Origin of the sequence: Streptomyces sp. NPDC058086, from assembly GCF_042885015.1 — a bacterium.
Lineage (GTDB): Bacteria > Actinomycetota > Actinomycetes > Streptomycetales > Streptomycetaceae > Streptomyces.
Genome location: NZ_JBHVST010000038.1, coordinates 21,067 through 34,249 on the forward strand (window position 1 = coordinate 21,067; position 13,183 = coordinate 34,249).

Consider the following 13,183-nt stretch of genomic DNA (forward strand, 5'->3'; position numbering starts at 1 on the left):
CCCTAGCCGCGGAACCCGAGCACGGTGGTGAAACCCTCCGTGCCGTCGGTGGAGCCGGTGCCGATCAGGGTGGTGGCGGGTTCCTTGCGCCCGAATCCGGCGGAGTACCAGCCCAGCGGCGGGTCGGTCTCGCCGTGATGCGCCTGCCAGGACAGCTGCCCGGGCAGGTCGAGTACGGCGGAGCGGTCCTCGCCGTCCCGGGTCCAGGTGAGCTGTGCCCGGTTCCCCACCAGGTCCGCGGTGATCGCCGGGCCGAGGTGGAACGCCAGGTTCACGGTCCGGCGCGGCCCGCTCACCTCGTCCACCACCCTCAGCTCCTGGCTCCTGGCCGTCAGTTCCACCCGGCGGCGGTGCACCGAGCCCTGGTAGCCGTCGTGCTCGGCGGACCAGCGGGCCACACCCTCGCCGGACGTGTCCGCGACCAGGACACGGCTCTGGGCATGCCGGGTCCACAGGAACGGGCCCCCGGAGGCGGACTGGTCACCGCCGTCCAGCTGCAGGGTGTTGTGGCCGAGGGTCGACCGGAAGTACCGCCGCCACTCGGGCTGCCCGTGGTAGCAGTACGTCCCCGGGTCGGCGAGCACATCGACCCCGTCGTGCCGCACCTCCACGGACAGCGCGTCCGCGTGGGCATGCGCGGCGATGGACAGGAAGCCGTGCGGACCACCGTCGCAGCGGCACCAGATCTCTTCGGGGCCGCGCAGGATCGTCATACCCGCGTCGGCGAAGTGGGCCGGTCGGCTGGCCGGGCGGGTCACGGACAGTTCGGTGGGTTTGATGAGCGCGGCCAGCAGCGGGGTGCGCACATCGGTGCCGGTCACCGTCGGCCACCAGTCGAGCCCGCCGAACACGGCGTCCCCGGTGGCCAGCAGCGAGCCCCAGCGGTCGGTGCCCGCGCCGTCCACGATCAGACCGTGCCCGTCGTCCGCGTCCCCCTGGCGCGGCGGCCGGAGCCGGTTGTCCACGACGGCCGCGAGCGCGTCGGTCATGCGCAGCAGCACCAGCCGGACGGACGCGGGGACCTGCACGCCTGCAGCGTCCGCCTCGGCCACCGCGGCCAGGCCGAGCTCCAGCACCAGTCCGTGGTACTCGGTGGCCAGCTCGCGGTTGAGGCCGGAGAGGTAGGTGTTGCTGCGCAGGTGCCGATCCAGGGACCGCAGAGCGTCGGCTCGCCAACGCTCCGAGGAGGGAAACCAGTCGAACGCGCAGGCCGCGGCGAACTGCCCGGCGGCCTCGGCGATGATGTGGTTGTTCGCCGAGGACCCGCGGCTGGGGAAGGCGGCCAGCCAGCGCTGGTGGTGCCAGATCTGGTTCAGCGCCACCGGGTTGTCCTCGAACAGCCCGGCCGCGCCCGGCCAGCCGTCGAGCAGCCGGCGGATCCACACCCAGGACAGCAGCCGGATGCCCAGCTCTATGCCGCTGACCCAATGGACGCCGCGCAGCGGTGGGTTGGCCGCCCACCACGACCGCAGGTGCTCGGCCACGCGCTCGGCGTACCGCTCGTTCCCGGTGATCGCGTAGGCGGCGGCGAGCTGGGTGAGGTACTGGTGCCGGGACGGCTCCCAGATCTGCTTGATGTCCCCGACCGCGTCCTCGTCGCGGTACGGCACGTCGAAGGCGTAGCCCTGGGGAGCCCGTCGCCCGGTCTTCGGGTCGTACGACCAGTCCGGGTCGGCCAGGTCGTCGCGGTCCACCCCGAAGAACTCGGCGTGCCCGTCCATCAGCCGGTCCGCCTCGGCGACGAGGCGTTTCGCGGCGTCCGGAGCCATGGCGGCGATCGTCCCCGCGGGCAGGACCGCCGTGAACCGGGCGCCGGTCACGCTCGGGCAGTCCGGCGGCGCCGACCGCCACCGCCGCCTGCGCACCGCGTCGCCCACCCGGCCCGCGACCTCCTGCGGTCCCATCCGGGACAGCCGCCGCAGGTACCAGCCCGCGCTCATGGTCATCGCGCCCGCTCCAACGTCACCGGCACACCGCCGGCCAGGCCGGCCTGTACGGCGAGGGTGGCCGCCGTGGTGGCGACCAGCGACTCCAGCGGCACCGGCATCGGCCCGCCGGTCCGCACGGCCTTGATGAACGCGGCCAGTTCGGCGGACTGGCCCTTGTCCCGGGCCTTGGGCAGCCGCGAACTGCCCCACTTCTTATGGCCGTACACCGAGGCACGGACGAAGTCGTCGAGCCGCAGCACCTTGCCGTCCGCGACGAGGTCCAGCGTCTCCTTGGGGAAGCCGGGTGCGCCGGTGGTGACATAGCTGATGGTGGCGGTGGACCCGTCCGGGTAGCGCAGTACGACCTGGAGGTCCTCGTTGTCGGACGGGGCGACCGCGTACACCGAGACCGGGTCGGCCTCCAGCAGCCAGCTCGCCGTGTCGATGAAGTGCCCGCCCTCGCCTTCGAACCGCGAGCCCTCGGTGCCCTGTTGGAGGTACCAGCTGCCGTGCTGCAGCCGGCCCGCGTTGACCAGGTAGCGCAGGCTCGCCGGACCGGTCCGGGTGCCGAACCGCTTCCTGGCCTCCTGCAGCAGGGGCGCGAACCGGCGGTTGAAGCCCACCTGCAGCCGGTCGTTGCCGGACTCCTCCACCGCCGCGAGCACGCCGGCCAGCTCGTCCTCGGTGAGGGCCAGCGGCTTCTCCACGAAGACGGTCTTGCCGGCCAGCAGTGCCTGTCGGGTCAGTTCGGCGTGCGAGCTGTGCCGGGTGACCACGAACACCGCGTCGATGGACTTGTCGCCGAGCACGGCGTCGAGATCGGTGGTCGCCTCGGCGAAGCCGAACTTCCGCTGCGCGTTGGCCGCGGACAGCGCCGTCGTGGTGACGACCGTCGACAACTCCACGCCCTCGCGCTGTGCCAGGTGCGGCAGCAGCATCGACGTCGCGTAGTTTCCCGCGCCGACGAACGCCAGCTTCACCGGCGTGCTGGTGGCGCGGGCCGGACTCGGCTTCATGCTTTTCGTGGACACAGCCACCGCGGGCACCGCCACCACCGGTGCGGCCGCTTCCGCCGTGTCCTGCGCCCGTTCCGGGTACCGGAACAGCACGGCCACGGCCTTCAACTCGCCGTCCTTCAGGCGCCGGTACGTCTCGACGGCGTCGTCGAAGTCGGCGATGTGCGAGACCAACGGCTCCACGTCGACGCTGCCGCGGGCGAGGAGATCGAGGAAGCACGCCAGGTTGCGGCGCTCGGTCCAGCGCACGTAGCCGATCGGGTAGTCGCGGCCCTCCAGCTCGTACTCCGGGTCGTAGCGCCCGGGGCCGTAGCTGCGGGAGAACCGGACGTCGAGTTCCTTCTCGTAGTACGCGTTCCACGGCAGGTCCAGGCGGCACTTGCCGATGTCGACGACCCGGCCGCGGTCCCGGCAGAGCCGGGCGGCCAGCTCGACGGGCTGGTTGCTGCCGCCGCCGGCGGCCAGGTACACCTGGTCCACGCCGTGACCGCCGGTGAGTTCGGCGACGGCGGTTTCCACGACCGCGGACGCGGGATCGCCGCAGGCCGCGGCGCCCAGGCGCGCGGCGAGCTCGCAGCGCGCCGGGTCCGGGTCGGCGCCGACGACACGGACTCCCGAGGCGGTGAGGAGCTGCACCACCAGCTGACCGATCAGGCCGAGGCCGATGACGAGTGCCACTTCGCCGAGCTGCGGCTCGCCCTGGCGGACGCCCTGCATCGCGATCGACCCGACGGTGCCGAAGGCCGCGTGGCGCGGCGCGAGGCCGTCCGGCACCGGGGCGTAGAGGTTCTTCGGCACCCAGTTCAGCTCGGCGTGCAACGCGTGCTCGTTACCGGCGCAGGCCACCAGGTCGCCGACCTTCACGTCGTCGATCCCGGCGCCGACCTGCTCGACCACCCCGCACAGTGAATAGCCCAGCGGCGTGTAGGAGTCCAGCTTGCCCATCACCTTGCGATAGGTGGCGGGCACCCCGTTGGTGGCCACGCTCTGCATGACCTTGGCCACCTGGTCCGGCCTGGAGCGGGCCTTGCCCAGCATCGACATGCCGGCCTCGGACACCTTCATGAGCTCGGTGCCGGTGGAGATCAGCGAGTAGGCGCTGCGGACCAGCACACCGCCCGGCTTGCACCCCGGCACCGGAACGTCGAGCACCGCCAGCTCGCCGCTCTTGTAGTTCTGTACGACCTGTTTCACCGAAGTCCCCTGATTCCTAAGCCGTCAACCGAGTGCTCTGGCCGGACCCGGAGGTCGCGTCGCGATACCAGTACTCGAGCGTCAGTACGTGCCACAGATGCTTGGAGAAGTCCTGCTGCCCGGCGGCGTCCTCGGCGACCATCCGGGCCAGCGCGTCGCGGCGCAGGATCCCGGAGCGGACGAGCTCACCGTCGTTGACCACCTCGCGCACCAGCGGTGCCAGATCCCGGCTCATCCAGGCCCGCAGCGGGGCGCTGAACAGGCCCTTGGGCCGGTACACGATCTCGCGGGGCAGGATCGAGGTGGCCGCCTCCTTGAGTACGGCCTTGCCCTGCCGTCCGACGATCTTGCGATCGCCGGGCACGGCGAACGCCGCCTTGACCACCTCGACGTCCACGTACGGCACCCGCACCTCGGTCGACGCGGCCATGCTGGAGCGGTCCGTGTAGGCGAGGTTCAGGCCCGGCAGGAACATCCGGGCGTCGCCCAGGCACATGCGGTTGACGAAGTCGTCGAGGTCGTTGTCCTGGTAGATGTCCGCATGCTCGGTGAGCACGTCGTCGACCGTGCCGGCCAGGTCCGGATCGACCAGGGCGAGCAGTTCGTCCTGGTCGTACATGGTGTAGCTGCGCCGGAACGCGGTCTCCTCCGGCAGATCGGCGAAGGAGAGGAACCGCTTCGCGAAGCGCACCGACCGGAACCCCCGGCGGGAGGTGGCGACCGGCAGCCGGTCCACGGCCGCGGACACCCCTCGGCGCAGCGGCCGCGGGACGCGCTGGTAGCGCAGGGCAAGGAGGTTGGCCAGGTGCTTGCGGTACCCGGCGAACAGTTCGTCGGCGCCCATCCCCGAGAGCATCACCTTGACCCCGGCCTCCCGGGCGGCCGAGCAGATCAGGAAGGTGTTGATCGCGGCGGGGTCGCCGATCGGCTCGTCCAGGTGGTACGTCATCTGCGGCAGCAGGTCGAGTACATTCGGGGCGATCTCGATCTCGTGCAGGTCGACGCCGAACCGCTCGGCCACCTGCCGGGCATAGCGCAGGTCGTCCGGCATCGCCTCGAACTTGGCGTCCTCGGCGCGGAACCCGATCGTGTAGGCGGAGATCCCGGGCCGGTCGCGGGCCGCCAGCGCGGTCAGGTAGCTGGAGTCGAGCCCGCCGGACAGGAAGGTCGCCACGGGTACGTCGGAGAGCAGGTGCTGCCGGGTCGACTGCTCGACGACGGCTGCCAGGTCCGGCAGTTCGCCGCTCCGGGCCCGCTCCCGGCCCTCGGTGGCGACGTCCTTCAGGTTCCAGAACCGGCCGCGCTCCACCCGGCCGTCGGGTCGGCACCGCAGCCAGGTCCCCGGCGGCAGCTTCTCCGCTTCCCGGAACGCGCACCGCGAGTCCGGCACCCAGTAGTACAGCAGCGAGGCCACCAGCGCCGCGTGGTCCACCTCCAGCTTCCCGCCGGTCGCGGCGGCGAGCGCCTTGAGCTCGGAGGCGAACACCAGGCCCTCGCCGCGGCGGAGCAGGAACAGCGGCTTGATGCCCAACTGGTCGCGGACCAGCACCAGTTCGCCGGTGCGCTCGTCGAAGATGCCGAATGCGAACATGCCGCGCAGCCGGGGCAGACAGTCCGTGCCCCAGCGCCGCCAGGCCTCAAGGAGCACCTCGGTGTCGGAGGTACCGCGGAAGCGCACCCCGGCGGCCGCCAGCTCGGCACGCAGCTCGGGCGCGTTGTACAACTCGCCGTTGTACGTCAGGACGAGGCCGTCCTTGACCATCGGCTGGGCGCCGGTCTCGGACAGGTCGATGATGGACAGCCGGCGGTGCCCGAGGTGCACTTCGCCGTCACCGACGGGGTGGCTGTACCGGCCCGCCCCGTCCGGACCGCGGTGGGCGAGGGTGTCGGTGAGTCGGTCGGTCACGATCTTCCCGTCGGGCCACCGGTAAGTGCCTGCGATGCCACACATGTCCTACCGCACCTCCTCGTTGCTGTCCGGGACCCGTGCCGCCCACATCGGCAGCCGCTCAGCCCGCCGCCGGCCCGTCCCGTTCCGCCGGGCCAGCCGCTCGTTCTGGCCGCGCAGCGCGATGTGCAGCCCGTCCCACAGCGTGCCGTCGGTCCGGTCCCGCGGATCGGGGTCGATCAGCACCACACCGATCACCGGAATGTCCTGGTCCGCGAGCTGCCGGGCCACGGTGTGCAGCCAGGCGGCGCTGCCGTGCCCGGCACGCACGACGAGCACGGTCTGGGTGCCGAGGTACTGGAGGTCGGTCCACGCGGTGCCGGGTGCGACCGAGCCGACGCCGATCAGGTGCCCCTGATCCGGTACGGCCGTGGCCTGCTCGCCGCTGACCACGGTGGGGTCTCCTGGTTTCTGGCGGCGGCCGGAGAGCTGCGGGCCGGGCAGACCGTCGATGACGGCCACGGGCCCCTCGGCCGACAGCGCTCTGGCAACGTTCAGAGCGATCACGCTCGTGCTGCGCGCGCAGCCCAGTTCCAGCAGCGACACCGGTTCCGCGGAGCCGCGCACGGTGCGGGCCAGGGACGCGGTGAGCCGTTCGCGTGCCTTGCGGGTCCGTCGGCGCTGCCACGGCCTGCCCGACCGGCGGGGCAGCTCCGCGATGACGGAGGCGCCCAGGTTCGCCGCGATGTCCCGGCGCAGCACCGGGCGGTCCGCCACCACGACGCCGACCGCGGCAAGCGCGAGCCCGAGGAAGAGGCCGAGGACGAGCCCGATCGCGGCGTCGGTGACTGCGGCCTTGGGCAGGGACTGCCGCACCGCGCGCGGGGCGTCCACGATCTGCGTGCCGGCGATGACGCTGGGCGTGCCGGTACGCGCGTCCGCGGCACGCTGGTCGAAATCGGCGATCCGCGAGTTGAGTTCGGCCCGGCGGGCGAAGAGCGACTCGATGCTCGCCGACGCTGTCGGGTCGCTGTCCGGCGACCGGTCTCCGATCTCCTTGTTGACCTGGGCGAGCTCGTCCCGCGTGCGGTCACGCTGGTCGAGCAGGGCCTTGGCCTCGGCCTTCGCGGTTTCCTGCATCCGCGTCACATGGTCCGTGACGAACGCGTCGGCCAGCGCCTTGGCCCGGGCCACCGCTTCCGCTTCGCTGTCGCCGGTCACATCGATCTGCAGCAGGTTGTTGGTCAGGCCGGTACCCCGGTAGTCCCGCATGAAGTCCTCCGGTTTTTCCGGGGACTTGAGGGACTTCAGGGCCAGGTCGGCGACCCGTGTGGTCTGCAGCACCGCGACGTCGGTACGGATCAGCGTTCCGGTGTCGTTCGGCTGGTCCTCCGCGTGCGCGACCAGCACCTTGGTCATCGCGCTCGGCGCCGGCGGCATCAGGACCGCCACCGCCGCGCCGGCCAGCAGGCCGAGGAGTGCCATGGCGCTCCACAGGCGGCGGCGCCTGCGCACCGACACCACCAGCGCCTGCAGGTCGAGGAGCGGCGCGTCGACCGGCGATTCCGAAGTCGTGCTGGTCGTCACGCTGAACCTCCCCGCACGTGGCCGGGCACCGCGAACGTCGGAGTGGCGTCGTCCGGAAGCTGGTCGGCAGAGCGCGTGAGCTGGGCCTCGACCGTGCCGGCCACGACGACGCCGACGACCTCGTGGCTGCCGTCCGCGCACGCCTCGGCGATGCCGGTGAGCTCCTCCGCGGTCCAGCTGCCCGGGCTGAGAACCACCAGGGCGCCCGACTCGGTGTCGTGGTCCGGCACCATCGGCCGGTCCACCGACACCTCCACCACCCGCAGCTGCGGATCGCCCTTGGCCTCGGCGGCCAGCTGTCCGGCGGCCCGGCGGGCGATCTCGTCTCCGTCCGGTACGACGACCAACAGCCGCCGGGGAGCCGGCAGCTGCTCCCGGAGGCGAGCGCACACCCGCCGGTAGCGGAGCCGTCTGCCGGCCTCGTCGCCGGACTTCTGCGGGGCCGGTGTGTCCCACGGTGTGTCGGTGCCGAGGAGTCGGCCGATCCGGGCTCGTGGGCCCCCGCCTACCGGCGGGTGCGCGCGCCGTTCACCGGGCACGTCGACGGTGCCGAGGAGCGTCGAGCCCAGCGCCGCGGCGATCTCCGGTTCGGTGCGCAGTCGGCGGTTCATCCGTGCTGCGACGAGATGGCCGATGACCGCGAGCAGGAAGAACAGCAGCGCCCCGCCGACGATGAGCTGAATCCTCGTCGGCGGCGCCTCGCCGGTCGGCCGTGCGGCCGACCCCATGACGACCATGCCTGCCTTGTTGCTCGCCGGGCCGGCCTCGTCGAGTTTCTTCACGGCCGCCTCCAGCGAGGTGCGCAGGTTCTCGAGCGCGGTGCGGGCCTGCACGCTCTCCACGGTCTGCCCCGGATCGGCGGCCTTGGCCAGGTCGCTGATGCGGCGGTTGGTGTCCGCCACCTTCTTCCGCAGCGCCTCGGTCTCCGCGGCCGCCGCGGAGTCGGTTCCGCTGCCCGCGACCTGCGCGGCGAACTGCACGAACTGCTGGGCCACCCGGTCGGCGAGCCGCTGCGCGCGCTCCGGGGTGTCGGCCGTACCGGAGATCGTGATGATGTTCCCGTCGGCGGCCTTGGCGCTCACGTTGTCCCGCAGCTCGGTGTCGCTGACGCCGGTCCAGTGGAGAGCGGCGGCCGCGCGGCCGACCACTGCCGAACTGGTGGCGATGTCCACCTGGGTGAGCAGCTCGCGCTCCTCCCAGATGCCCGGCAGCAGTACCGGCGCCGACGCGGTGTATCGCGGCGGGAACACCAGCACCGAGGTGCCGTAGCCGAATAGTGCGCCCACCACGGCGAGGACGGCCAGAAGCCGCCACCGCCGGCGGAGTATCCGCCCGATCGTGACGAGGCGGATGGTGTCTTCGTTCAACTGCGCTGCCTCTTCTTCCTTGTGCGCACCGGACCGCTCGCCGACACCGCACTGCGGTCCCGGCACGCGGCGGCGTAGGCGGCGAGCAGCGATGCCTGCGAGTTGCTCCAGGAAAGCTGCCCGCCGATTCGCTCCTGGCCGATCTTGCCCATCCGGGCCCGCTTCTCCGGATCGTCCAGCAACACCGTGATGAGCTTGGCGAACTGGGCCTCGTCGTTGGCCGGCGCGTAGATGGCGGCGTCACCGGCGGAGACGCGCGCCTCCTTCAGGTCGAAGGAGACGATCGGTCGGCCCATGGCCATGTACTCCAGGACCTTGTTCATGGTCGACACGTCGTTGAGCGGATTGCGCGGGTCGGGAGAGAGGCACACGTCCGCGGTGGACAGGTAGCGCACCAGGTCGGCGTCCGGAATGCGCCCGGTGAACTGCACCTGGTCCGTGAGCCCGAGCTGCCGCGACAGCTCCACCATCGCGTCGAAGGCGTCGCCGGAGCCGACGAACACCGCGTGCCAGTCGGTCCGCCCGAACTCGTCGCGCAGCTTGGCGAGGGCGCGCAGAGCGTAGTCGACGCCGTCCTGCGGGCCCATGACGCCGAGGTAGCACAGCAGATGAGGCTTGCCGCGCTTCAACTCCGGCTCGGGCGGTACCGGTTGGAACCGCTCGATCTGGGGCGCGCTGCGCACCACGAAGACGTCCTCGGGGCGCCGGCCGCCACGGCTCACCGCGACGTCCCGGTAGCTCTCGTTCGTGGCCAGCACGATGTCCGCGGCCCGGTAGGTCCGCCGTTCCAGCGCGCACACGGCGCGGTAGAGCAGGTCCTTGCCGCGGTCGAACCGGGACAGGTACAGCTCGGGTACCAGGTCGTGCTGGTCGAAGACGAACCGTGCGCCGCGCCGCTGCAGCCACCGGGCCGACAGGAACAGCAGGTCGGGCGGGTTGCAGGCGTGGACGACGTGGACCGGGCCGACCTTGCGGGCCAGCCGGGCCGTGTGCCACAGCGCCGTTCCGTACTCCCGCAGGTAGCCGGCCGGTCCTCCGGTGGCGGCGCGCAACGGATAGCGGTGGATGCGCACCCCGTCGATCAACGCCTCCGGTTCCGTGTCCCGCTTCTCCCCACGGGGGCAGATGACGTGCACCTCCCAGCCCGCGTCGCGCAGCGTCGTGCACTCCTGCCACACCCGCCGGTCGAACGGCACCGACAGGTTCTCCACCAGGATCAGCGCGCGACGGCCCGAGCCGGCCCCGCCGATTGCGTTACCAAGCAAGGCCCATGTACCCCGGTTCGGCCCGGCGCGTCTCGGCGTCGGGAAGGCGGATGAGGTCGACGATCACCGGGCTGCCGCCGTGCGGCAGCGCCGAAAGGACGGCCGGATCTTTGGTCCCGACCAGGCAGACCTCGGCGTGGTCGAGCACCTCGTCGACGGAATCCGCGAGCAGCTGCGCGAGGTGCGGCAGCCGGGTCTCGATGTACTCGCGGTTCGCGCCGATCAGCCGGGAGAGGCTCACGTTGGCGTCGTAGATCTTGAGGTCGTACCCCTTGCCGAAGAGCCTCTCCGCCAGTTCGACGAGCGGGCTCTCGCGGAGGTCGTCGGTGCCGGGTTTGAAGGAAAGGCCGAACAGGCCCACCCGCCGCTCTCCGGTGCGCTCGACCAGGTCCACCGCACGCTGCAGATGGTCGGAGTTGGAGGGCAGCACGTGGGAGAGGATGGGCACCGAGACGTCGGCCCGCTGCGCCGCGTGGACCAGGCTGCGCAGGTCCTTGGGCAGGCAGGAGCCGCCGAAGGCGAAGCCGGGCCGCAGATAGGCGGGGCTGATGTTCAGCTTGCGGTCGGCCAGGAAGACGTCCATCACTTGGTGCGAGTCCACCCCGAGCGCCTGGCACACCGCGCCCAGCTCGTTCGCGAAGCCGATCTTGAGGCCGTGGAAGGCGTTGTCCGCGTACTTGATGGCCTCGGCCGTCGGTACCGGCACCCGGAACACCTCGCCGGGCAGGCCCTCGTACAGCGCCGCCACCGCGTCGCCACTCGCCGGGTCGAGCTCGCCGATGACGGTCTTGGGCGGGTCGAAGAAGTCCCGCACGCTCGTGCCCTCGCGCAGGAACTCCGGGTTGACCGCGACCCCGACGTCCACCCCGGCCGTGCCGCCGACGTTCTTCTCCAGGATCGGCACCAGCAGGTCCAGACAGGTGCCCGGCAGCATGGTGCTGCGGAACACGACGGTGTGCCGCCCGCCCCGCTCGGCCAGCGCGGCGCCGATCTCCTCGGTGACGCGCTCCAAGTACGTGGTGCACAGGCTGCCGTTGGGCTCCGACGGCGTGCCCACGCAGATCAGCGAGATATCGCTGTCCATGATCGCCTCGCGGACGTCGGTGGTGGCGCGCAACGCCCCGGTCCGCACGACCTCGGCGGTGAGCTCGCCGATCCGCTCCTCGACCACCGGGGCCTTACCGTCGTTGACCAGGTCGACCTTCACCTGGTTGACGTCCACCCCGATGACCTCGTGACCCATGCTGGCCAGGCATGCGGCCGACACGCAGCCCACGTAGCCGAGCCCGAAAACGCTGATTCTCATGACCCGTTCCTCCCCCCAGTCAGGCCCTTGTGGCCTGCGGTCTGCCCGCCGTCCGGACGACGTCCCCCGCACATCAGTAGGCCCCCTGGCCGTAGAGCACCGCACGCAGCGTCTTCCACAAGATCACCGCGTCCAGGGCGAGCGACCAGTCCTCCACGTACCGCAGGTCGAGGCGGACGGCCTCCTCCCACGGCAGGTCGCTGCGTCCGCTGATCTGCCACAGGCCGGTGAGGCCGGGCTTGACCAGCAGCCGCCGCCGGATGTCCGGGCCGTACGCGGCGGACTCCTCCGGCAGCGGAGGGCGCGGACCGACGAGCGACATCGATCCGGTGAGTACGTTGAAGAGCTGCGGGAGTTCGTCGATCGAGTACCGGCGCAGCACTGTTCCCACCCGGGTCACCCGCGGATCCCGGCGCATCTTGAACAGCAGCCCCGCACCCTCGTTGCGGTCGGCCAACTCGGCACGTGCCCGGTCGGCCCCGGCGACCATGGTGCGGAACTTGAGAATGGTGAACTCGCGGCCGTCCTTGCCGACCCTGCGCTGGCGGTAGAACGCCCCACCCCGGCTGTCCACCAGCACGAGCAGCCCGACGAACACCATCAGCGGCGCGAACAGCATCAGCAGGATCGCTGCGCCCATCCGGTCGACGACCCCTTTGATCGCCCGGCGGCCCCCGGTGAAGGTCGGCATGCTGACCCGCAGCAGCGGGATCCCGAGCACCGCGTCGATGTGCAGCCGCGGGCCGGCCACCTCCATCAACACGGGGGCCACGACCATCTCGGCGTCGCTGCCTTCGAGGTTCCACGCCAGCCGCTGCAGCCGGTCCGGTGACCAGTGCGGGTCCGGTGTGACCGCGACGACACGGTAGCCGTCGTGGCGGACGTGCTTGGCGACGTCCTCCAGTTGGCCGACGACCCGCACTCCGTCCAGTTGGTCACCGTCGTTCCCGAGACCGTCCGTCGTGCACACCGCGTCCACCCGCCAGCCGAGGTGCGGGAACTTGCGGGTCCGGGTGATCAGGTCGCGCACGGTGTCCGGGCTCCCGGCAGCGAGCACCGGTCTCAGGCACCGCCCTTCCTTCCGCTGTTTGTGCAGCCAGAGGCGGAGCAGATACCGCGCGGTCATGGTGACGAGCGCGATCGCGGGGATCGCGACGAAGATCCAGAGCTTGATGTTGCGCGAGGTCAGGGCGATCCCGCCGAGCGCCAGTACGACGGTCGCCGTGAAGAGTGAGCGTCCGAGCCGACGGAATTCCTCGGCGCCCTGGCCGAGCACGGCCGGAGCCCATGACCGGCTCACGGCAAGGGCGCCCAGCACCAGCAGCTCGGTGCCGAATGCGAGAATTCCCCACTTCTCGTGCCAGTTGGCCGCGTCCCGGGCCCCGAAGAAGTTGCCGATCGCCGCCACCACGAAGGCGGTGGACACGGTATCGCTGGTGATCACGGCACGGCGATACCGCTGCTCCCATTCGATCGCGGGCTGGCTGATTGCGCCGTTCGCCAGACGCCCGCGCGCCGACGGAAACGGGCCGACTAGTCCCCCTTGCCGCACAGAACCCCCCAGGTTCCCAGTGGTTCGACGTGTTCGCCTAACACTGTTCCGGGAGGCCCCCGCCTCCCGCGCCGCACTGT

Annotated in this window: 8 protein-coding genes; all 8 read right to left on the minus strand. The window is 71.4% G+C overall.

All coding sequences use genetic code 11. The features are described from left to right. Window positions 1–2: 2 nt before the first annotated feature. Window positions 3–1,946 (minus strand): alginate lyase family protein, encoded by a 1,944-nt coding sequence (locus ACFVWD_RS27445; RefSeq protein ID WP_389599826.1) that lies wholly within the window; start codon window positions 1,944–1,946, stop codon window positions 3–5. Continuing rightward, on the minus strand, window positions 1,943–4,138 hold the full coding sequence (locus ACFVWD_RS27450; protein ID WP_389599828.1) for a bi-domain-containing oxidoreductase: 2,196 nt from the start codon (window positions 4,136–4,138) through the stop codon (window positions 1,943–1,945). The genes ACFVWD_RS27445 and ACFVWD_RS27450 overlap by 4 nt, the downstream gene beginning before the upstream one ends. Window positions 4,139–4,154: 16 nt before the next feature. Then, window positions 4,155–6,089 carry an asparagine synthase (glutamine-hydrolyzing) gene (gene asnB, locus ACFVWD_RS27455; protein WP_389599830.1) on the minus strand — a complete coding sequence of 645 codons (1,935 nt, stop codon included), beginning with the start codon at window positions 6,087–6,089 and terminating at the stop codon, window positions 4,155–4,157. Between the two features lie 3 nt (window positions 6,090–6,092). Then, complete coding sequence (locus ACFVWD_RS27460) at window positions 6,093–7,613, minus strand: Wzz/FepE/Etk N-terminal domain-containing protein (RefSeq protein ID WP_389599832.1); 1,521 nt, start codon at window positions 7,611–7,613, stop codon at window positions 6,093–6,095. Further along, entirely contained in the window at window positions 7,610–8,980 is a 1,371-nt protein-coding gene (locus ACFVWD_RS27465; protein ID WP_389599833.1) for a Wzz/FepE/Etk N-terminal domain-containing protein, read from the minus strand. Before ACFVWD_RS27465 ends, ACFVWD_RS27460 begins: the two co-directional genes overlap by 4 nt. After that, window positions 8,977–10,245 (minus strand): glycosyltransferase family 4 protein, encoded by a 1,269-nt coding sequence (locus ACFVWD_RS27470; protein WP_389599834.1) that lies wholly within the window; start codon window positions 10,243–10,245, stop codon window positions 8,977–8,979. Before ACFVWD_RS27470 ends, ACFVWD_RS27465 begins: the two co-directional genes overlap by 4 nt. Next, window positions 10,235–11,551, minus strand: coding sequence for a nucleotide sugar dehydrogenase (locus ACFVWD_RS27475; protein WP_389599836.1), 1,317 nt, complete (start codon window positions 11,549–11,551; stop codon window positions 10,235–10,237). Before ACFVWD_RS27475 ends, ACFVWD_RS27470 begins: the two co-directional genes overlap by 11 nt. Before the next feature lie 73 nt (window positions 11,552–11,624). Continuing rightward, window positions 11,625–13,103 carry a sugar transferase gene (locus ACFVWD_RS27480; RefSeq protein ID WP_389599838.1) on the minus strand — a complete coding sequence of 493 codons (1,479 nt, stop codon included), beginning with the start codon at window positions 13,101–13,103 and terminating at the stop codon, window positions 11,625–11,627. Window positions 13,104–13,183 lie beyond the last annotated feature (80 nt).

Excerpts from the sequence above, each read along its gene's own strand:
- ACFVWD_RS27445 (WP_389599826.1), bottom strand. The coding sequence starts at position 1,946 with ATGACCATGAGCGCGGGCTGGTACCTGCGGCGGCTGTCCCGGATGGGA.
- asnB (WP_389599830.1), bottom strand. The coding sequence starts at position 6,089 with ATGTGTGGCATCGCAGGCACTTACCGGTGGCCCGACGGGAAGATCGTG.
- ACFVWD_RS27475 (WP_389599836.1), bottom strand. The coding sequence starts at position 11,551 with ATGAGAATCAGCGTTTTCGGGCTCGGCTACGTGGGCTGCGTGTCGGCC.